Annotated in this window: 22 protein-coding genes; 7 read left to right on the forward strand and 15 right to left on the reverse strand. The window is 74.3% G+C overall.

Features of this window, described 5'->3' with window-relative positions; translation table 11 throughout:
- Together ABT158_RS19570 and dgoD are read left to right on the forward strand one after the other, a co-directional pair.
- On the forward strand, positions 1–1,080 hold the full coding sequence (locus tag ABT158_RS19570; protein WP_352355149.1) for a Gfo/Idh/MocA family protein: 1,080 nt from the start codon (positions 1–3) through the stop codon (positions 1,078–1,080).
- On the forward strand, positions 1,077–2,219 hold the full coding sequence (gene dgoD / locus ABT158_RS19575; RefSeq protein ID WP_352355151.1) for a galactonate dehydratase: 1,143 nt from the start codon (positions 1,077–1,079) through the stop codon (positions 2,217–2,219). The genes ABT158_RS19570 and dgoD overlap by 4 nt, the downstream gene beginning before the upstream one ends.
- Before the next feature lie 107 nt (positions 2,220–2,326).
- Here the strand turns inward: dgoD and ABT158_RS19580 are convergent, their stop codons facing one another.
- From ABT158_RS19580 to ABT158_RS19590, 3 genes are read right to left on the reverse strand one after another with little or no spacing between them, the layout of a single operon-like run.
- The gene (locus tag ABT158_RS19580; protein WP_352355153.1) at positions 2,327–2,893 is read right to left on the reverse strand and encodes a YciI family protein; all 567 of its coding nucleotides are present in this window, start codon (positions 2,891–2,893) and stop codon (positions 2,327–2,329) included.
- Between the two features lie 41 nt (positions 2,894–2,934).
- Complete coding sequence (locus ABT158_RS19585) at positions 2,935–4,104, reverse strand: macrolide family glycosyltransferase (RefSeq protein WP_352355155.1); 1,170 nt, start codon at positions 4,102–4,104, stop codon at positions 2,935–2,937.
- A gap of 53 nt (positions 4,105–4,157) precedes the next feature.
- On the reverse strand, positions 4,158–4,814 hold the full coding sequence (locus ABT158_RS19590) for a CatB-related O-acetyltransferase (RefSeq protein WP_352355157.1): 657 nt from the start codon (positions 4,812–4,814) through the stop codon (positions 4,158–4,160).
- A gap of 55 nt (positions 4,815–4,869) precedes the next feature.
- Between ABT158_RS19590 and ABT158_RS19595 the strand changes: the two genes are divergently transcribed.
- Entirely contained in the window at positions 4,870–5,526 is a 657-nt protein-coding gene (locus tag ABT158_RS19595) for a TetR/AcrR family transcriptional regulator (RefSeq protein WP_352355159.1), read from the forward strand.
- 14 nt (positions 5,527–5,540) lie between these two features.
- Here the strand turns inward: ABT158_RS19595 and ABT158_RS19600 are convergent, their stop codons facing one another.
- The gene (locus ABT158_RS19600) at positions 5,541–5,675 is read right to left on the reverse strand and encodes a hypothetical protein (protein WP_352355161.1); all 135 of its coding nucleotides are present in this window, start codon (positions 5,673–5,675) and stop codon (positions 5,541–5,543) included.
- Between the two features lie 38 nt (positions 5,676–5,713).
- Positions 5,714–6,169 carry an SgcJ/EcaC family oxidoreductase gene (locus tag ABT158_RS19605; protein ID WP_352355163.1) on the reverse strand — a complete coding sequence of 152 codons (456 nt, stop codon included), beginning with the start codon at positions 6,167–6,169 and terminating at the stop codon, positions 5,714–5,716.
- 177 nt (positions 6,170–6,346) lie between these two features.
- On the opposite strand from ABT158_RS19605, the gene ABT158_RS19610 reads away from it, so the two are divergent.
- A complete protein-coding gene (locus tag ABT158_RS19610) occupies positions 6,347–6,772 on the forward strand; it encodes a MerR family transcriptional regulator (protein WP_352355165.1) in 426 nt (141 codons plus the stop codon).
- Between the two features lie 120 nt (positions 6,773–6,892).
- Here the strand turns inward: ABT158_RS19610 and ABT158_RS19615 are convergent, their stop codons facing one another.
- Positions 6,893–8,329, reverse strand: a complete 1,437-nt coding sequence (locus tag ABT158_RS19615) for an MFS transporter (RefSeq protein ID WP_352355167.1) — start codon at positions 8,327–8,329, stop codon at positions 6,893–6,895.
- Positions 8,330–8,464: 135 nt separating this feature from the next.
- Between ABT158_RS19615 and ABT158_RS19620 the strand changes: the two genes are divergently transcribed.
- Positions 8,465–8,821, forward strand: coding sequence for an ArsR/SmtB family transcription factor (locus ABT158_RS19620; protein WP_352355169.1), 357 nt, complete (start codon positions 8,465–8,467; stop codon positions 8,819–8,821).
- A 54-nt stretch (positions 8,822–8,875) separates the two neighbouring features.
- Positions 8,876–9,937 carry a hypothetical protein gene (locus tag ABT158_RS19625; RefSeq protein WP_352355171.1) on the forward strand — a complete coding sequence of 354 codons (1,062 nt, stop codon included), beginning with the start codon at positions 8,876–8,878 and terminating at the stop codon, positions 9,935–9,937.
- Between the two features lie 18 nt (positions 9,938–9,955).
- Here ABT158_RS19625 and ABT158_RS19630 read toward each other — a convergent pair whose 3' ends face one another.
- Entirely contained in the window at positions 9,956–10,501 is a 546-nt protein-coding gene (locus ABT158_RS19630; protein WP_352355173.1) for a YceI family protein, read from the reverse strand.
- An 89-nt stretch (positions 10,502–10,590) separates the two neighbouring features.
- Here ABT158_RS19630 and ABT158_RS19635 point away from each other — a divergent pair, with 89 nt between their 5' ends.
- Complete coding sequence (locus ABT158_RS19635) at positions 10,591–11,046, forward strand: MarR family winged helix-turn-helix transcriptional regulator (RefSeq protein ID WP_352355175.1); 456 nt, start codon at positions 10,591–10,593, stop codon at positions 11,044–11,046.
- Positions 11,047–11,076: 30 nt separating this feature from the next.
- Here the strand turns inward: ABT158_RS19635 and menC are convergent, their stop codons facing one another.
- Genes menC through ABT158_RS19675 form a run of 8 tightly spaced genes read right to left on the reverse strand, consistent with a single transcriptional unit; the run spans position 11,077 to position 19,873 of the window.
- The gene (menC, locus tag ABT158_RS19640; RefSeq protein WP_352355177.1) at positions 11,077–12,195 is read right to left on the reverse strand and encodes an o-succinylbenzoate synthase; all 1,119 of its coding nucleotides are present in this window, start codon (positions 12,193–12,195) and stop codon (positions 11,077–11,079) included.
- Positions 12,192–12,950 carry a GNAT family N-acetyltransferase gene (locus ABT158_RS19645; protein WP_352355179.1) on the reverse strand — a complete coding sequence of 253 codons (759 nt, stop codon included), beginning with the start codon at positions 12,948–12,950 and terminating at the stop codon, positions 12,192–12,194. The genes menC and ABT158_RS19645 overlap by 4 nt, the downstream gene beginning before the upstream one ends.
- 53 nt (positions 12,951–13,003) lie before the next feature.
- Complete coding sequence (locus ABT158_RS19650) at positions 13,004–14,611, reverse strand: PucR family transcriptional regulator (RefSeq protein WP_352355181.1); 1,608 nt, start codon at positions 14,609–14,611, stop codon at positions 13,004–13,006.
- Positions 14,608–14,766, reverse strand: coding sequence for a hypothetical protein (locus tag ABT158_RS19655; protein ID WP_352355183.1), 159 nt, complete (start codon positions 14,764–14,766; stop codon positions 14,608–14,610). The genes ABT158_RS19650 and ABT158_RS19655 overlap by 4 nt, the downstream gene beginning before the upstream one ends.
- Positions 14,767–14,807: 41 nt before the next feature.
- Entirely contained in the window at positions 14,808–16,520 is a 1,713-nt protein-coding gene (locus ABT158_RS19660) for an oligopeptide/dipeptide ABC transporter ATP-binding protein (protein ID WP_352355185.1), read from the reverse strand.
- Positions 16,513–17,370, reverse strand: coding sequence for an ABC transporter permease (locus ABT158_RS19665; RefSeq protein WP_352355187.1), 858 nt, complete (start codon positions 17,368–17,370; stop codon positions 16,513–16,515). The genes ABT158_RS19660 and ABT158_RS19665 overlap by 8 nt, the downstream gene beginning before the upstream one ends.
- Entirely contained in the window at positions 17,367–18,314 is a 948-nt protein-coding gene (locus ABT158_RS19670; RefSeq protein WP_352355189.1) for an ABC transporter permease, read from the reverse strand. Before ABT158_RS19670 ends, ABT158_RS19665 begins: the two co-directional genes overlap by 4 nt.
- Positions 18,314–19,873 (reverse strand): ABC transporter substrate-binding protein, encoded by a 1,560-nt coding sequence (locus ABT158_RS19675; protein ID WP_352355191.1) that lies wholly within the window; start codon positions 19,871–19,873, stop codon positions 18,314–18,316. Before ABT158_RS19675 ends, ABT158_RS19670 begins: the two co-directional genes overlap by 1 nt.
- Between the last annotated feature and the right edge of the window lie 100 nt (positions 19,874–19,973).

Here is a 19,973-nt window from a genome sequence, read left to right on the forward strand (position 1 = left end):
ATGCCTTCCCCTCTTCGCGTCGTCCTGGTGGGCGGCGGTCAGATCGCCGACTCCACCCACATGCCGACTTTTCGCGAAATGTCAGCTGATATCGAGGTTGTGGCGGTCGTCGACGCCACCGTCGAGGCGGCCCGGTCGTTCGCCGGCCGGTGGGCCGTGCCGCATGCCTCGGACGACCTCGCCGCGACGCTCCGGGACCTGCGCCCCGACCTCGTCGACATCGCCAGCCCGCCCGCGCTCCACCGCGACCAGGTGGTCGCCGCGCTGCGCGCGGGCGCGTGGGCCTGGTGCGAGAAGCCGCCGTGCCTGTCGCTGGCGGAGTACGACGAGATCACCGCGGCCGAGCGGGACGGCGGCCCGTACGCCGCGGTCGTCTACCAGCAGCGTTTCGGCTCGGCCGCGCAGCACGCCCGCGCGCTGATCTCCGGCGGCGCACTCGGCCGGCCGTACGTCGCGCACTGCCAGACCACCTGGTTCCGCGACCCCGGCTACTACGCGGTCCCGTGGCGCGGCCGGTGGGAGACCGAGGGCGGCGGCCCCGCCATGGGCCTCGGCATCCACCAGATCGACCTCATGCTCGAACTGCTCGGCGACTGGAGCGAGGTGCGCGGCATGGCCGCCAGGCTTGCCCGCGACGTGCGGACCGACGACGTGACGACCGCACTGGTCCGCTTCGACTCCGGCGCGCTGGCCACGGTCGTCAGCACGTCGCTGGCCCCGCGCCAGGTCAGCCACCTGCGGGTCGACCTCGCCGCCGCCACCCTGGAGCTCACCCACCTGTACGGCTACGCCAACGAGAACTGGACGATCACCCCCGCCCCCGGCGTGACCGGTCTCGACTGGCCGCCGCCCGACGACGTGCCCAGCTCCCACCTGGCCCAGCTCCGGGGCCTGATCGCCGACCTGCGGGCCGGACGGCGGCCACGCGGCAGCGGCCAGGACGGCCGCAGGGCGCTGGAGCTGATCACGGCGATGTACAAGTCGGCGCTCACCGGGCAGCCGGTGCGTTCCGGCGAGATCGGTCCGGGCGACCCGTTCCACCGGAACCTGCACGGCGACAACCCCGAGGTGTTCCGGTGAAGATCATCGGCTTCGAGCTCTTCGTCGTCACCCCGCGCTGGCTGTTCCTGCGCGTCGACACCGACGAGGGCGTCAGCGGCTGGGGCGAGCCCATCGTCGAGGGCCGCGCCGAGACGGTCGCCGCCTGCGTGAACACGCTGATGGAGGCGCTGGCCGGCGCCGACCCCGGCCGCATCGAGGACCACTGGCAGGTGATGTCGAAGGGCGGCTTCTACCGGGGCGGCCCGGTGCTGTCCAGCGCGGTCGCCGGGATCGACCAGGCGTTGTGGGACATCAAGGGCAAGGCTCTCGGCGTGCCGGTCTACGACCTGCTCGGCGGCCCGGTGCGCGATCGGGCCAGGGTCTACACGTGGGCGCACGGCGACACGGACGCGGAACTGGCCGAGAACGCCGTGGCCAGGGTGGAGGCGGGCTTCGACACGCTGAAGTTCGCCGCCTGGGAGGGCCGGCTGCCGCCGATCCCGTCACCGGCCCTCACCAGCCGGATCGTGGCCCGCTTCGCGGCGGTGCGGGACGCGGTGGGCGACGGCGTCGATCTGGCCGTCGACCTGCACGGCCGCTTCACGTCGGCGGCCTCGCGCAAGGTGCTGCCGCTGCTCGAGCCGCTGTCCCCCTTGTTCGCCGAAGAGCCGGTGCTTCCCGAGTTCTCCCGCGACCTGCGACGAGTGGTGGAGTCCACCACGATTCCCGTCGCGACCGGCGAGCGCCTGTTCTCGCGCTGGGACTTCCGCGACGTGCTCCCGACGGGCGTGGCGGTGATCCAGCCGGACCTGTCGCACGCCGGAGGCATCTCGGAGGTCCGCCGGATCGCCGCGATGGCCGAGACCTGGGACGTCACCCTCGCTCCCCACTGCCCCCTCGGCCCGATCGCTCTGGCCGCCTGCCTGCAGATCGACTTCGCGACCCCGAACTTCCTCATCCAGGAGCAGTCGCTGGGCATCGGCTACCACGACGGCGGCGAACTCCTCGACTACCTGGTGGACCGCTCGGTCTTCACCTTCACCGACGGCCACCTCGACCGCCCGACGGGTTCCGGCCTGGGCATCGAGGTCGACGAGAAGGCGGTGCGCCAGGCGTCGTCGCACGCCTGGCGCAACCCGGTCTGGCGGCACCGGGACGGCTCGTTCGCCGAGTGGTAGCCGTCAATGGAGCGCGGCCGAGCGCACGGCCGCGCCTGCGGGAGATCGTCATGGGTACCGGCTTCGGTTCCCCGGCATCGCCCTGACCGTCGCGCGGCCGCCGGTCGTCATCGACGGCCGCCGAACTCCCAGTCGTGCACCTCGATCCCGGCGTAGCGGTCGGCGGTGAGGACCGCGCGGGCCGCGTCCGCGTCCGGCGCGCGGACCAGCAGCGCGGTGCCGACCCAGGTGGCGCCGTCGTCGGACAGCAGCGGCCCGTACGCGATCAGCTCGTCGCCGTCGGCCGGCGGGACGAGGTCGGCGGGCTGCCCGGAGCCGAGGCCCAGCACCAGGTACCGGTTGCCGCCCCGCCGGCCGCCGGGGAACTCCCACATGGTGCGCCCGAGCACGTTGCGCCAGCGGCGGAGCAGCACGTCGCGGTAGACCCCGGCCTGATAGTTGGGCTCGTCGAAGGCGAACGCCCGCGCGGCGGCGGGGTCGGGCAGGTCGACGATGTGCACGCTGCCGGTGGCCGCGTCGGTGTCGCGGTCGAAGGTCGGGCCGCGGGCGATCAGCTCCGCTTCGTACCGGTCCATGTAGGACCAGTGCGCCTCCCCCAGCTCTCCGCGCAGGGGGCCAGATCCGGGACGGTCACGGTGGTAGCAGAAGAACTCCATGCCGAGAGTACCTACCACGTGATCTTCACCCGGTCACGACCGTCGCGCGGCCCGGCGGCTCAGCCGAGCATCTGCTCGACGAGGTCGGCGGCGCGGGTGGTGCCGCCCTCGGCCCGCGCCTCGGCCTGCAGGCGCGTCAGGCGGCGGGCCACCTCGGGGTCGCCGGTCAGCTCGGCCAGCGCGGCGCGCAGGGCCTCGGCCGTGGCGTCGGCGGTGTCGATGCGGCGGGCCACGCCCAGCTCCACGAGCCGGTCGGCGTTGGCGAACTGCTCGGCGCCCTGCGGGACGGCGATCATCGGCACGCCCGCCAGCAGCCCTTCGCAGCAGCCGCCCATGCCCGCGTGGGTGACGAACGCGTCGGCCTGGTCGAGGATCGCCCGCTGCGGCACCCACGGGTGCACCTCGACGTTGGACGGGATCTCGCCCAGCTCCCCCACGTCGGTGTACTTGCCGATCTGCAGCACGACGTGCCAGCCGGGCAGGTCGCCGAAGGCCGCCAGGCACCGGCGGTAGAACTCCGGCTGACGGGTGTAGGCCGACCCCAGGGAGATCAGCAGGACGTTCGCGGCGTCGTCCGGACGGGTCCAGCCGCCCTGCCCGCGCAGGTCGTGGCAGGGGCCGACGAAGGTCACGGTGGCGGTGTCGACCTGGTCGGCGTGCGGCTGCATGGCCCGCGGGATCAGGGCCAGCGCGCGGGGCGGACGGCCGGAGAAGGCGTCGACGTCGGTGGTGGTGGCGCCGGACCCGGCGAGCCAGGCGGCGAACCTGGCCCGGTAGGCGTCGGCCCCCGGCAGCCGCCACAGCTGCGCCGCCACCTCCTCCTGGTAGCCCTTCCAGGCCACGAACGTCGGCGACAGCTGCAACAGGGGACGGCCCTGCGTCTCGGCCAGGGCCCGCGCGGCGTAGGCGCCGATGTCGTACAGGTAGAGGTCGGCGGGGTCGTCGTCGTAGGCGGCGCGCAGCTGCGGGAGGGCCTGGACGGCGTCGTCCAGGAAGAGGCTCATCGCCGCGATGGGGTCGTCGGGCCAGTCGTTGTCGGCGACCGGCAGCGTCGAGGTGCACGGGACCAGCTCGGCGCCGGTGCCCGTGACCAGGTCGGCGACCGCCGGGTCGTTGGCGTACGTCACCCGGTGGCCGCGGGCCACCAGCTCGCGGACGATCTCCAGGCTGGGCAGGACGTGGCTGACGGCGGGGATGCCGACCATGGCGATGTGGGCGCGGCGGGACATGGGCGAATCACTCATTTCGGGTTCTGCGCGGCGGGACGGGCTCTGGACGACGGTCAGGCGCGACGCGCGCCCGGCGCGGCGGCCTCCAGGTCGGCGACGCTGCCCGACATGATCGTGCGCACGTGCTCGGTGATGTGCTCGGCGGGCCAGTCCCACCAGGCCACCGCGAGCAGGCGGGCGACGTCGTCGGCCGGGTAGCGGGTGCGGATGAGGCGGGCCGGGTTGCCGCCGACGATCCCGTAGTCGGGCACGTCGGAGGTGACCACGGAACCGGCGCCGATGATCGCGCCGTGCCCGATGCGCACGCCGGGCAGCACCGTCGCGCCGTGGCCGAACCAGACGTCGTTGCCGACGACGGTGTCACCGCGGTTGGGCAGGCCGGTGAGCAGGTCGAAGTGGTCGGACCACGAGCCGCCCATGGTGGGGAAGGGGAAGGTCGAGGGGCCGTCCATGCGGTGGTTGGCGCCGTTCATGATGAACCGCACGCCGGTGCCCAGGGCGCAGAACCGGCCGATGACCAGCTTCTCCGGGCCGTAGTGGTAGAGCACGTTGCGGGTCTCGAACGCGGTCGGGTCGTCGGGGTCGTCGTAGTAGGAGAACTCCCCCACCTCGATCAGCGGGGACTTGACCAGCGGCCGCAGCAGCACCACCCGTGGCTGGGCGGGCATCGGGTGCAGGACGGTGGGGTCGGCGGGGCCGCGGGCATTCATGGATCTCTTCCTTCCGCCACTGCTAATGCGACAACTTGTACATTAAGATGGTGGCATGCCGACGTCCGCCTCGCAAACGGGTAAGGGAACGACGACGCCCGAGGGCCCGTCGTCCGGGCCGCGCCGCCGTCCGGGTGGCCGTACCGGTCGCATCCGCGCGCAGGTCCTCGACGCGGTCCGCGCCGAGCTGGCGGAACGCGGCTTCGACGGGCTGACCCTCGACGCCGTCGCGGCCCGCGCGGGCGTGCACCGCGCGACGGTCTACCGGCGCTGGCGGGACGTCGGCGGCCTGCTCGCCGACGTCCTGGAGACGACCGGCGACGACGACTGGCAGCCCCAGGACACCGGCTCCCTGCTGGGCGACCTGGCGGCGCTCAACCACGAGAACCAGGCGGCCATGACCGCGCAGCCGTCGATCGCCGCGGCCCTGATCGCCGCCTCGTTCCGCTCGGAGGAGGCCGCCCGCGGCGTGCGGCGGCTCTGGGAGGACCGGTACACCCGCTGCGAGGTCATCGTCAGGCGGGCGGTCGAGCGGGGCGAGCTGCCGGCCGGCACCGACGCGCGGCGGCTGCTCGTCGCCGCCACCGCGCCGCTCTACCACCACCTGGTGCTCCTCCGCACGCCCCCCGACCCGGACCTGCCGGAGCAGGCGGCGCGGACGGCCGTGCTCGCCGCCGCGGCCGGCGCCTTCGCCCCTCCGCCGGGGCGGTGAGGCGGGGGCCGCGCTCAGGAGGAGACGGCGACGGGCAGGCGGTAGGTCCGCGGGTCGTCGAGGTGGCCGACGACGAAGGCGGCCAGGTCGGCGCGGGACGTACGGGCGCCCAGGCGTTCGCTCGCGCCGATCGAGACGCGGGAGGTCATGAGCGGGCCATCTTCCGTGGTGCGGGGCGGTGAGGGTCTCAGGCGTGGGCGGCAGGCTTGCTGGCGGGCTGGAACGTGAAGGAGATGGCCTCCATGAGGGCCTGGTGCTTGGTGTTCTGGAAGGCGGCGATCTTCCAGTCGCCGTCCGGCTGCCGGACCATCGTGTAGGTCTGGATCTTGTGCAGCTTGCCGGGCCTGCCCTTGTAGGTGTCGCCGCGGGTGATGACGAGCGCGGTGCCGGGGCCGGCGAGGCGGATGCCGACGGTCTCGCTGGCCAGCCTGGTGCCCTTGACGAAGCTGTCGAACAGCGCCTGGTGGGCCTCGCCGATCTCACGGGCGCCGGTGTAGAGGGTGCCGACGTAGGTGATGTAGGTGGCGTCCTCGGTGAACAGGTCGCCGTACGCGCCGCCGTCGGCCCGGTTCCAGGCGTCGGCGAGCCGGTCGAGCACGGAGGTGATGGCGGCGGCGTCGGCGGCGGTGAGGGTGTTGCTCATGGTCGTTGCCCTTCCCCAGGTAGCTTCTCGAAAGCATTTGCTTCTTCAAAGATTTATCTTCTCTAAAGATGAGATTAGGAGAGGGGTAGGCCACTGTCAACACGGGACGCCGGCAGTCGCCGGGCCGCCTGACGGGGCATGATCCAGGGCGGCGGGCTCACGTATGCTTGCGGTCCCATGGATGAGCAGTTGACGATCGGCGAGCTGGCCGAACGCACCGGGGTCGCCACCTCCGCGCTGCGCTACTGGGAGGAGCTCGGGCTGATCCCGGCGCCCGAGCGTGTCTCGGGGCAGCGGCGGTATCCGCCGTCGGCGGCCGAGCGGGTCGCGGTGATCCTGCTGCTGCGCGAGGTCGGCCTCGCGTTGCGCGAGGTCAGGACGTTCATCGCGGCCCGGTCCGAGCCGGGCGACGGGTGGCGGGAGCTGTACCGGCGCAAACTCGCCGAGCTGGACGAGCGCATCGCCCGCGCCCAGGTGGCGCGCACCGCCATCGCGCACGGCATGGCCTGTCCGCACGAGAACGTCTTCGAGTGCCCCGCCTTCACCGGGGCGGTCAGGGCCCGGCTGGCGGGGGCGTCCCTGGAAGAGGCGCACCAGCACTGAACGGCGGCCCGGCGGGCGCGGACGCCCCGGCCGCCGCATGCACCGGTGCGGTGCTCGCGGCGGCCGGGGCGCGCGTCAGCGGGAAAGGCGGTCAGGGGCAGGCGGTCAGGGGGCCGACCGTCAGGGGGTCGGGTCGGGGGTGCGGCGGGGCAGGGTGAGGGTGACCAGGAGGCCGGCGATCATCACCGCCGCCGTGAGCAGGACGACCAGGTACTCGCCGTCCGCCGTGGCCGCGCGCAGCGCATGGCCGGTCCTGCCCGCGGTGCCGAGGTCGGCGATGACGGTGAAGACGGCCAGGCCGATGGCGTTGCCGATGTTGAGCGCGGTGGAGGCGATGCCGTTGGCGACGCCCTGCTCGTGGGCGGGGGTGCCGGTGGCGGCGGCGATCCACATGGCGGTCCAGACGACGCCCTGACCCAGGCCGGAGACGACGAGACCGGGGATCAGCAGGCCGTACCCGGCGTCGGCGTCGAAGCCGAGGGCCAGGACGGCGGTCCCGGCGACGCCGACGGCGAAGCCGATCAGCAGCGTGGCACGGGTGCCGATCCGGGTGGCCAGGCGTTCGCCGCCCTGGGTGCCGGCGGCGATGGCCAGCGACGGGACGAGGAAGGCCAGCCCGCTCTGCAGGGCGCTGTAGCCGTGGACGCTCTGCAGCAGCACGGTGAGGAAGTACGGCAGGACGCCGAACGTGGCCATGTAGACGAAGGTGACCAGCATGCCGACGGTCAGGCTGCGGTTGCGGAACAGCCGGAACGGCATGAGCGGGTCCGCGCTGCGGGCCTCGACCAGCGCGAAGATCACCAGCAGCACGGCGGCCACCGCGAAGGCGCCCGCGACCAGGGGGCTGCCCCAGCCCAGCTCGGGCCCCTCGACCAGGGCGAAGACCAGCAGCGTGGCCCCGCCGGTCACGGTGAGCGCCCCCGGCATGTCGAACTTGCGTCGTTCCCGCCTGGCCGGGTCACGCGGGACGACGGCCAGGGCGGCCACCGCGACCAGCCCGGCCAGGGGGACGTTGACGAAGAAGACGGCGGGCCAGCCGAAGTTCTCGGTGAGGACGCCGCCGAGCAGCGCGCCGATCGTCAGCCCGCTGGCGCCCGCGCCGCCCCAGACGGCCAGCGCCCGGTTGCGCGGCCGCCCCTCGGCGAACAGGCTGTTGAGCAGCGCCAATGTCGAGGGCAGCAGCAGCGCCCCGCCGACGCCCTGCACCGCGCGGGCGACGATGATGACGACGGGGCCCGCGGCCAGCCCGCCCGCCAGCGAGGACAGCGCGTAGAGGGCCAGGGCGAGCACGAAGACGCGGCGGCGGCCGAGCAGGTCGGCCGCCCGTCCGCCGAACAGCAGGAAGCCGCCGGCGAAGACGACGTACGCGCTGACCACGAGCTGCTGGGTCTGGCCGGGGAAGCCGAGGTCGGCGCCGATCCGCGGGAGCGCGACGAAGACGATGTTGAGGTCGAGCGCGTAGATGAGCTGGGCCAGGGCGAGCAGCGCCAGGGTCCAGCCGAGCCGGGGCTTGACGCCGTCCGCGACGGACGCGGGCAGCGTGGATGGTGTGGACATGGAACGCCCTTCGGTGGGAGCCGGTGAGCGGGCACGCGGAAGCCCGCCGCACGAAACGATCGTACGATGATTTACGTACGGTCGTACTATGCCAGACCAGGGGGGACTGTTCGACAGTCGCGGTACAGTTGGACCATGGCCTTCCGTCATCCCGACCGTGATCAGATCCGGGTCGAAGACGTGCTGTCCGCGCTGGGGAACGGCGTGCGGCTGTCCGTCGTCCGCATCCTCGACGCCGGGGGTGAGCACAACTGCACCAGCGTGCTGAACACGCTGGGGATCACCGCGAAGTCGACCATGACCCACCATTGGCGGGTGTTGCGCGACAGCGGGGTGATCTGGCAGCAGCCGTCGGGCCGGGAGAACCTGCTCGTCCTGCGGCGCGAAGACCTGGACGCCCGCTACCCCGGCCTGCTCGACGCCATCCTGTCCGGCGCCCGCACCGACGCCGCCGCCCACCGGCACGACGGCACCGGACAGCCCTCCCGGTGAAGCAGTGCTCCCGGAAGGGCGGTCCGACCGGCTTACGGCGCGTACATTGCTGTCATGTTGCTGCGCGTCGGCCGGGTGGTCGCGGGCGTGGTCGCGCTGGTGCTGGCGGCTGCCGCCGCCTTTCCGCTGAACGCCCTGGGCCCGCGGCTCGGAGCCGATGGCTGCCCGATCTCGACCGCCGGCGGGTGGGAGCGCGGTGACCGGCCCGGGGAGCTGGTGCCCGCCGACGGCGCGGTGTCGGTGACGATGTGCGAGCTGCCCCTGCCGTCGTCGCAAGGGCTGGCGACGGTGCCGGTCAGGAGGCTCACCGCCGGGGTCGGCGCGATGGTCTCCGAGCTCAACAGCCTGCCCACGCGCGACGCGCTGGAGGCCGAGCTGCGCCGGCGCGAGTCGGCCAAGGGCCGCGTCCTGGGCGACGACCTCCGCCTCGGCGAGATCTGCAACGCGGTCGGCTACGGCACGAGCCTGTCCTTCGTCGTGCACTACGGGGACGTGCGCCGGCCCGCCGTCGTGCTGGTCGATCGCAACTGCGGGACCGCCCGGTACGCGGGCCGGACGCGGTTCGGCGATCCGAGCGAGGGCTTCCTCCGCCGTTACCGGGCGCAGCTGGAGGCGCGGCCGGCGCCCGTGGCGCTTCCCGGGTGCGCGGCCGCGCTGCCGGTCGCCGACATCGACCTGACCCGCCCGCGCGGTCGGCCGCGCGACGACGTCGCCGCCAACCGCGGCTTCCGGTGGCGCGCCCTCCTGCCCAGCCCGCTGTCGGCCGCCGCCGCCTGCCGGTACCGGCTCGACGGGGACGTGCTGCGGTTACGGGCCCAGGCCCACGTCCCGGATGATCTCGAATCCGTGCGGTCGCTGCTCAACGTCTCGACGGCCGTGGACACGGTGACCGACCGTGGCGGAACGGAGAGCGTCATCAATGCCACCGACTGCGGGCTCGGCAGGTTCACCCGCCCGGCCGCCCTCGACGTGGTGTGGGTGGGCGACTTCACCGGCGCCGTCGCCGAGGTGCGGGTCTGGCGCGCGCCCTGCCGGGCCGTGCACGCCGGATCGACGGGCGGCAGGATCCCGACAGCGCAGCTGCTGGCCCGTCTGGACGCCTGGCTGGGACGCTGAGAGACCCCGGGCGGGCGGTCAGGCGGCCCTGACGGCGGAGACGTCGAACTCCAGGGCGATCCGGTCGGAGATCATCACGCCGCCGGTCTCCAGCGCGGCGTTGTACGTCATGCCGAAGTCCTTGCGGTTGATCGCCGTGCCGCCCTCGAAGCCGACCCTGGTCACGCCCTGGGCGTCGACGGCGGTACCGGTGTAGTCGAGCGGGACGGTGACCTGCCGGGTCACCCCCCGGATCGTCAGGTCGCCGGTCACCTCGAAGCTGTCGCCGCCCGCGTGCTTGACGGACGTGGACTCGAAGACGATGTGCGGGTGGGCGGCGGCGTCGAGGAAGTCGCCGGTGCGCAGGTGGCCGTCGCGCATCTGGTTGCCGGTCTGGATGCCGGCCACGTCGAGCACCACGCGGACGGCGGAGGCCGCCGGGTTCGCCGCGTCCAGGCGGGCGGTGGCCTCAAGGACGGGGATGCTGCCGCGCACCTTGGTCACCATGGCGTGGCGGGCGACGAACCCGAACCGGCTGTGGGCCGGGTCGAAGGTGTAGTCGCCGCTCAGCTCGCTGGGGTACATGTCGCGCTCCAATTAGTTCAGTACTGGAAGATTCGGCACGACAGTACATAGATTTATTTCAGCACGCAACCTTCCAGTACGATCGGGGCATGACCCGCTGGCTCAACGACGACGAACAGCAGGCGTGGCGCAGGTTCGGGCTGGCCACCCGCCTGCTGACCGACCGCCTGGAACGCGACCTGATGGCGGCCGCCGACATGCCGCCCACCTACTACGAGCTGCTCGTCCTGCTGTCGGAGGCCCCCGGGCGCACGATGCGCATGAGCGAGCTGGCGCAGTGGACCAACTCCAAGCCGAGCCGCATCTCGCACGCGGTCAACAAGCTGGAGCAGAAGGGGTGGGTGCGCCGGGAGCACTACGCCGGCGACCGGCGCGGGTGGCTGGCGGTGCTCACCGACGACGGGCACGCCGCGCTCCGGGCGGCCGCCCCGAAGCACGTGGCCAGCGTCCGTGAGCACCTGGTCGACCTGCTCACCGCGGAACAGCTGCGGCAACTCGCCGACATCAGCCAGGTCCTGCTCGACCACCTCACCGAGCAGGAGTGACGACGTCCGGTCAGCCCACGCCCGGCCGGCTCACCCGGCGGGGGTGACGCGGACGGGCGGGTCGGTGGTGAAGGCCGCCAGCGCGTCCGGGTCCGGCGTGACGCCGACGCCGGGGCCGTCGGGCACCGCGATGGAGTCGCCGGTCAGCTCGATCGGCGCGGTGATGTCACGCTCGTAGTAGCGGGCGGTCGCCGAGATGTCGCCCGGCAGCGTGAAGCCGGGCAGGCTGGCCAGCGCGAGGTTCGCCGTCCGGCCGAGCCCGGTCTCCAGCATCCCGCCGCACCACACCGGCACGTCCGCGGCCAGGGCCAGGTCGTGGATCCGGCGGGCCTCCAGGTAGCCGCCGACCCGGCCGGGCTTGATGTTGATGATCGAGCAGGCGCGCGCCCTGATCGCGGCGGTCGCGGATCGGGCCGAGGTGATCGACTCGTCCAGGCAGATCGGGGTGTCCATGCGGGCGGCGAGCCGGGCGTGGCCGTCCAGGTCGTCCGGGGCGAAGGGCTGCTCCAGCAGGGTCAGGCCGTAGGCGTCCAGGCGGGCCAGGTGGCGGGCGTCGGCGGGGGTGTAGGCGGTGTTGGCGTCGGCGGTGAGCATCAGGCCCGGGCCGAACGTCTCGCGCACCAGCCGCACCGGCTCCAGGTCCCAGCCGGGCTCGATCTTGAGCTTGATCCGGGCGTACCCGGCGCCGACGTGCCGGTCCACGGTGTCGAGCAGGTCGTCGAGGGTGTCCGCGATGCCGACGGACACGCCGACGCGCACGCTGGACCGCACCCCTCCCAGGTGGGCGGCCAGCGACAGGCCGCGCGCCCTGAGCACGGCGTCCAGGACGGCCGTCTCGACGGCGGCCTTGGCCATCGGATGGCCGCGCAGGTGCGCCAGCGCGGGCGCGACGCCGGCCGGTTCGAGGCGCGGCACCGCGAACAGGGCGGGCAGCAGGAAACGGCGGATGAGGTCGGCCGCGCCCTCCAGGTACTCGGGGCTGTAGGTGGGCTCGTCCTCGGCCACGCACTCGCTCCAGCCCTCCTCCCCCTCGGCGCCGCGCACCCGCACCAGCAGCGCCCGGCGCACGGTCTGCGTGCCGAGCGAGGTGCGGAACGGGGTGATCAGGGGCAGCGCGACCGTGCGCAGCTCGGCTTCGGCGATCCTCATGCCGCGCGCTCCAGCACGTACCAGCCGTCCATGGTGAAGGCGGCGATCCGGTAGCCGCGGGCGAGCGCGCCGCCCAGGGCGGCCCGCTGGGCGGCCCGCCACCGCGCGGCCTCCGCGGGCTGCTCGCGCCGCAGCCGCTCGGCGTCGGCGGGCGTGGCGCAGCGCAGCACGGCCGCGCCGCCCGGCTCGCGCGGCGCCCCGGTCTCGTCGAGGATCACCTCGGCCTTCCCGGTCCCGCCCGGGACCGACCGCTCCGGAGAAGGGGCCGGGTCGACGGGCCAGTGGGCGAACAGGCGGTCGGTGACGTCGCCGCCGTTGATGCCGTCGTTCATCGGCCCGTAGAAGTCGGGCACGTACCGTTCGGCCCGCGCGCCGAGCCGGGTGAGGTTGAAGAAGGCGTTGCGGCGCACGAGCGGGTCGAAGGTCCAGGAGATGGAGTTCAGGCCGCGTTCGGCGGCCCACGCGCGCTGGTGCGCCTTGATCGCCTGGCCGATCCCCCGGCCCCGCGCCTCGGCGGCCACGCCCACGACGTGGGAGTGCAGGCTGCCCCCCTCGGCGAGGAACCCGGAGGCGGCCGCGACGAGCGAGCCGTCGAGGAAGGCGCCGCCGACGTAGCCGCCGGTGTGCTCAAGGGCGCACATGAGGTCGACGGCCACCGGCGGGTCGTCGCCCGCCCTGGTGTTCCAGACGCGGCGCAGCAGCCGGTCGGCGGCCTGGAACTCGGAGGTCCCGTGGAGGATGCGGATTTCGAGCATGGCACCAGCATTCCGCCGGACCGCCGCCGGATCGTTGGCGCGCAAGCCCAACTTCAGCCGCCGCTGTTTGTGCCGGACGCCGGGCTCTGACCGCCGCCCGTGCCGGACGCCCCGATCTCGGCCAGCCGCAGCTGAAGGCCCAGCACGAGCCGGACGTCCGGCTCGTCGAGCGCGATCAGCTCGCCGATGCGGCGCAGCCGGTACCTGAGCGTGTTGGGGTGCAGCGACAACGCCTCGGCCGCCCTGGGCACGTCGTAGTGGGCGGCCAGCCAGGCCCGCAGGCTGCGGACGTAGTCGGTGCCGTGCCCGGCGTCGTGCTCGGCCACCAGGGACAGCGGCTCGCCCGTCAGCGCCGGGCCGGACCGCATCGAGGCGGCCGCGTCCAGCAGGAACAGCGCGGCGGCCAGCTCCTCGTGCAGGCCCACCTCGCCGCCCGCGAACGGGCCGCCCATCGCGCGCAGGGCCTCGTCGGCCTGCCGGGCGGCGGCGGGGACCTGCGCGAGCGAGGCCGTGACCCGTCCGACGCCCGCCCGCCAGTGCCCGCCGAGCCGGTCGGTGATGCGGCCGAGCGTCTCGGCGGTGACGCGGCGCAGCAGCGCGGTCCCGGCGCCGGCCGCCACGATCGCGTACGTCCGGCCGTCCACGGCGCCGACGGCGGCCCTGATCCGGTAGACGGCGTAGGCGGTGCGCAGCAGGTCGGCGGCGTGCGTGGCGGCGAAGACGTCGGTCCGCCCGGCCGGGTCCCCGGCGGCCACGACCCTGACCGGCTCGTCCGGGCGCAGGCCGAAGGAGGCGGCCAGCTCACCGGCCGGGCCCGCGCCGCGCAGCAGCCGGCCCACCCACTCGTCCCTGGTCCGGCGGGCCTCGTCGGCGGCCAGGCTGAGGCGGGCCAGGTGCGGGGCGGCGGTCCTGGCGGCCTCGGCCAGCACGGCGGCGGCATCGGGCGCGAGCGGCTCGTCCGCCTGGATGGCCCAGATCGTGCCGAGCGCCTCGCCCCTGGCGCGGACCGCGATGGCCAGCCGGGGCAGGTACTCGCGCGGCTCGTGGCTCCACACGGCCTCCTCGCAGCGCAGGACGGCGGCGTACTCCTCGGCGTTCGTCGGGTGCTCGGGCACGCGCCGGCCGAGGATGCCCTCCCTGCGCAGGTCGTCGATCGGCTGGCCGATCGTGGAGTAGGCCAGGACGCGCATGGCCAGGTCCTCGATGGCCACCGCGCCGCCGACGCGGGCGGCGACCTGGTTGGCCAGCGCGAACAGGTCGCCCGCCTGGCCGCCGCCCAGGTCCGCGGCCGGGGCGACGAGCGCGAGCAGGGCGTCCACCAGGGCGTAGAGCTGGCCCCAGGCCAGGCCGGGGGCGGCGGCCAGCAGCGCCACGCCCGCGCCGCGGGCCGCCTCGGTGAGCGCGGCGGCGTCGCCGATCCCGGCCCGGACGACGACCGCGCTCACGCCCGCCCCGGCCGCGCTCTCCAGCAGGGACGGCTCCGGCCTGCCGGTGGCCAGCAGCAGCGCCCCGGCGTAGGCGGCCATCGGCTCGTCGGAGCCGTGGATGACCGGCGCGCCCACCATCGCCTGGCGGCCGGCCGGCAGGCACAGCGCGCTCACCGTCTCCGCGCCGAGGCTGTCGAGCAGCACGCCGAGCGTCACCCGGCCCTGGCCGCTCACGCCCGGCCCCCGCGCACGTCCACCACGCGGGCGGCCCGGCCGAGGTCGCGGCCGGTCGCGGTGACGCGGCCGACGGCGACGGCCACGTCCGCGGTGCGGCCGGGCGAGCCGAACCCGTCGTGCAGGGTGCCGCCGCGCAGGATGAGGTCGTGCATGCGGGTATTACCTTTCCCGGGTACGAGATTCGTCGGTCATGTCAGGGGACGGCCGCCACCAGGCGCCTGGTGTAGTCGTGGGCGGGGGCGTCCAGGACGGCCGCGGTCGTCCCCTCCTCCACGACCGCGCCCTTCAGCAGCACCACGGTCCTGGCGGCGACCTGGCGGACGACCGCCAGGTCGTGGGTGATGAACAACATCCCGGTGCCCAGCTCCCGGCCGATGCCGCGCAGCAGTTCGAGCACGTGCGCCTGGACCGACACGTCCAGGGAGGCGACCGGCTCGTCGCAGATCAGCAGCGCGGGCCGGACGGCCAGGGCCCGGGCGATGGCGACGCGCTGGCGTTCGCCGCCGGACAGTGCCTTGGGGCGGCGGGCGGCGTACGCGGCGGGCAGGCCGGCCAGCTCCAGCAGCTCGCCCACGCCGATCCGGTCGGCGGGCGCGGCCCTGGCGATCGCCTCGGCCAGCGTCGCGCCGACGGTCATGGCGGGGTTGAGCGAGGTGGAGGGGTCCTGGAAGACGCACTGGACGAGCCGGTGCACGCGGGCGCGCTCGCGCGGGTCCAGGGCGGCGCGGTCGGTGACGTCGAGGCCGGCGAGCCTGATCCGGCCGCCGTCGGGGGTGATCAGGCCGAGCACCGACCGGGCCAGCGTGGTCTTCCCCGAGCCCGACTCCCCCACCAGGCCGACGGTCTCGCCGGGGTTCACGTGCAGGCTGACGCCGCCGAGCGCGGTGTGGGCGCCGTACCGTTTGCGCAGGTCCTCGATGTGCAGCAGCGGGTCGCCGGCGGCCGGGGCGGCGGGGGGCGCGGCCTCGCGCAGCGCCGGGCGGGCGGCTCCGGCGGTGTCGTGCACGCAGGCGGTCAGCCGGTCGGGGCCGATCGGGCGCAGCGGCGGCCTGGCCGCGGTGCAGGCGTCGGCGGCCCGGTCGCAGCGGGTGGCGAACGCGCAGACGTCGGCCACCGCGTCCGCCCGCGGCACGGCGCCCGGGATGCCCACCAGGCGCTCCAGCGTGCGTTCCGCCGAGGGCAGCGCGGCCAGCAGGCCCGCGGTGTACGGGTGCGCGGGCGTCGCGGCCAGCTCCGGGCCCGGCCCCTGCTCGACGACGCGCCCGGCGTACATCACGGCGACCCGGTCGCAGACGGCGAACGCCACGCGCAGGTCGTGGGTGATGAGCAGCACGCCCATGCCGCGCGCCTCCTGGACGCGGCGCAGCAGCGCCAGGATCTCGTGCTGGGTGGTGGCGTCGAGCGCGGTGGTGGGCTCGTCGGCGACGAGCAGCTCGGGGTCGCCGGCCAGCGCGGCGGCCAGGGCGACGCGCTGGCGCATGCCGCCCGAGAGCTGGAACGGGTAGCGCCCGGCCACGGCGGGGTCGTCGATGCCGACCTCGGCCAGCCTGCGCGCGATCTCCTGCCGCGACGTGCGGCCGCGCAGGGTCTCGGCGATGTGCGCGCCGGCCGCGCACAGCGGGTTGAGCATGGCGAAGGGGTCCTGCATGAGCAGCGAGATCCGCCGTCCGCGCACGCCGCGCAGCAGCCGCTCGGACGCGCCGACGAGCTGCGCGCCGCCGACCTCGACCGACCCCTCGGCGCGCAGGCCGCGCGGGAGCAGGCCGACGAGGGCGCGGGCGGTCAGGGACTTGCCGCTGCCGGACTCGCCGACCAGCCCGACGGTCTCGCCCGCGGCGACCGTCAGGTCCACGCCGTCCACGAGCACCCGGTCGCCGACGACCCGCAGGCCGCGTGTCTCAAGCATCGGAGAGCCTCTCGAAGAGCTGGTCGCCCAGCAGGGTGGCGGCGGTGGCGGCGACGGTGACCAGCGCGGCGGGCACCACCGCGGCCCACGGGTTGAGGTCGAGCAGGCCGCGGTTCTCCTCGATCATCAGCCCCCAGTCGGGCGTGCCGGCGGGCAGGCCGATGCCCAGGAAGGACAGGCCGGACAGCGCGACCAGCGCGGCGACGAAGCTGAGCAGCGCGCCGGCCACGACCGTGGGCGCGATGTTGGGCAGCAGGTGCCTGAACATGATCCGGCCGCGGCTGAGCCCGAGCGTGCGGGCCGCCTCGGCGTAGGCCAGCTCGCGCTGGGCCATGGTGAGGCTGCGCACCACCCGGATGTCGCCGGGCGTGAACAGCACCGCCATCGCCAGCACCGCCCAGCCGATGCCGCCGCCCAGCACGCCCACCAGGACGATCAGCATGAGCAGCCCCGGCATCGCGATGAGCAGGTCGACCACCCGCATCATGACGGCGTCGATCCAGCCGCGGCGGTAGCCGGCCAGCAGCCCGAGCGAGGTGCTCATCGCGCACGTGCCCAGCGCGACGACGAGCGGCCACAGCAGCGCGGAGCGGGCTCCGGCCAGGCAGCGCGACAACACGTCCCGGCCCAGCTCGTCGGTGCCCGCCCAGTGGGCCCAGCTCGGCATCGTCGCGCCGAGCGCGAGGTCCTGCGCGGCCGGGTCGTAGGGCGCGATCCACGTGCCGAACAGGGCGGCGAACGCCATCAGGGCGAGGATCCCGCCCGACAGCAGCGTCAGCGGCCCCGGCCTGGCCCGGCGCAGCCGCCGCGCCCTCCCGCCGAGGCGCACGGTCCCCGTCACGACGCTCACGCGGCCACCGCCCCGTGCCGCACCCGCGGGTCCACCGCGAGGTAGGCCAGGTCGATCAGCAGGTTGACGGCGACCACCACGGCGCCTCCCATCAGGACGAGCGCCTGGACGACGGGCAGGTCCTTCTGCCCGACGGCGCTGACGAGCAGCTCGCCGACGCCGTGCAGCCCGAAGGCCCGCTCGACGAACAGCGCGCCGGTGAGGTTGGCGGCCAGCAGCAGCCCGCCGACCGTGAGGACGGGCAGCGCGGTGTTGCGCAGCGCGTACCCGATCCAGTAGCGGGCCCGGCCGACGCCGCGCGCCCGGGCGAAGGTCATGAAGTCCTGCCCGGCCAGGTCGAGCGCGGCCGCCCGCATCTGCCTGACGACGACCGCCGCCTGCCCGGTGGCCAGCGCGATCGCGGGCAGCGTCAGGTGGGCGACCCGCTCGGCGAACGTCTCGCCCGCGCCGAAGACGGGGAACCAGCCGAGGGTGACGGCGAAGCCGTACAGCAGCAGGATGCTCATCGCGAACGGCGGGATCGCGAGGCCGACCAGCGCGGAGAGCGTGATGCCCCGGTCCAGCGGGCCGCCCCTGCGCATGGCGGCGGCCAGCCCGGCGGGCAGGCCGACGGCGAGGGTGAGGAGGATCGCGTAGGCGGCCAGGCCGGCGGTGACGGGCAGCCGGTCGGCGATGACGCTGGTGACGGGTTCGCGGCTGTAGAGGGACGCCCCGAAGTCGCCGCGCACGGCGTCGCCGAGCCAGGTGGCGTAGCGGACGGGCAGCGGGTCGTCGAGGTGGTACTGCGCGCGGACGGCGGCGCGCGACTCCGCGGTGGAGGGCCGCGGCCCGAGCAGCACCTGCTCCGGATCCCCCGGGGCGAGCGCCAGCAGCGCGTAGGTGAGCACGGACAGCACGCCGAGCAGGAGCAGCGCGGCGGCCAGGCGGCGGGCGACGAAGGCCATCAGACACCGGCCGCCGGGCGGATGGTGCTGAAGACGTTCATGGTCCAGGTGCCGAACTGGCCGGTGAACCGCTTGCGCAGCGCGACGGCGGCCTCCTTGGTGTAGAGCGGCACGTACGGCACCTGGTCGGCGATCTCGGCCAGCACCTCGGTGACCGCGGCGGCACGGTCCGCTCCCTCGAGCTTGCCGAGGTCGTCGAGCCGGGCGTCCGTCTCGGGCGAGCCGTAGCCGCTGAAGTTGAAGCCCTGGGGCCCGGCCGAGGCGCGGCTGACCAGGTCGGGCAGCACCTCGCCCGGGTCGGGGGTGCCGTAGAGCAGGTCGACGAGCTGCAGCGGGGTGTCCTGGTGGCTGAACATGCGCTGCCGGTACTGCTCGGTGGGCAGCGGCTGGAGGTCGAGCTTGACGCCGATCACCGCCAGGTCGGCGGCGATGGCCTGGAGCGCCTTGACGTCGTCGCTGCCGCTGTCGTACGGCGCGGCCAGGGTGAAGCCCTCGGGGTGGGCCGACCTGGCCAGCTCGGCCTTGGCGGCGTTCACGTCGTGGGGGTAGGCGGGCAGCTTCGGCGGCGTGCCGCCGTACAGGGCGGCGAGCTGCGGCTTGGGCAGCATCAGGTCGGCGATGCCGCCGTGGCCGCTGGTCATGAGCGTGGCCAGCGCGTCCCGGTCGAGGGCGTGGGCGATGGCGCGGCGCACGTGCACGTCCTTGAGCGGGCCCTCGCGGACGCCGAGTGACAGGTAGGCGATGTTGTTGGCCGGGTAGAAGGAGGTCGTGACGCCGGACAGGGCGCTCCACTTGCGCGTCTCGCTGACCTGGATGTCGTTGGTGCCGTCCACCTCGCCGGAGGAGACGGCCAGGCGCAGCGTCTCGGCGTCGCCGATCGCCTTGATCTCGATTTTGCGCAGCTCCGGCTTGGGGCCCCAGTACAGGTCGTTGCGTTCCAGCGTCACCCCGGAGGTGAGCGAGAACTTCGTGACCTTGAAGGGGCCGGAGCCGAGGGTGCCGACCTCGGGCGAGCCGAGGTCCTTCGGGTGCGCGGCGGCCAGCTTCTTCGGCACGATCTGCCAGGCCAGCGCGGCGGTGGCCAGGAAGCTGGCGCTGGGCTTGCTCAGGGTGACCTTCACCGTGCGCGGGCCGGTGGCCTCGGCCTCCTTGACCTGCGTGACGTAGCTGGCGGCCTGGGAGGTCACGGCGGGGTCGAGGTGGCGGGTCAGGGAGTAGGCGGCGTCCTCGGCGGTGACGGGCGTGCCGTCGCTGAATCTCGGGCCCTCGCGCAGGGTGAAGACGTACGTGCGCGGGTCGGGATGGGTCCAGGAGGCGGCGATGCTCGGGATGACCCTGCCGTCCGGGCCGAGGGTCACCATCGTGTCGAGGACGGCGAACTGCACGGTCGTGGAGGCGTCGTTGAAGCCGTGGGCGATGTCGAGGCTGTTGGGGGCCGTCCCCGTCGCCCAGCGGAGCGTGTCGGGGGCCGCGCCGGAGCTCGCGGCTCCGGCACAGCCGGCCACCAGCACGAGCAGAGCGCCCGTGGCGAGCCTGGCGAGTGCGGTCGCGGATGTCATGGAACCACCTCGGGGAGTGAGCGGGGGGAATAGTCGGACGCTAGAAGCCCGGCCCCCCTCGTTCACTGACCCGGCAGCCAAACTCTGCGTGCCCCGGCTC

The organism is Nonomuraea sp. NPDC001636 (genome assembly GCF_040298265.1).
Lineage (GTDB): Bacteria > Actinomycetota > Actinomycetes > Streptosporangiales > Streptosporangiaceae > Nonomuraea.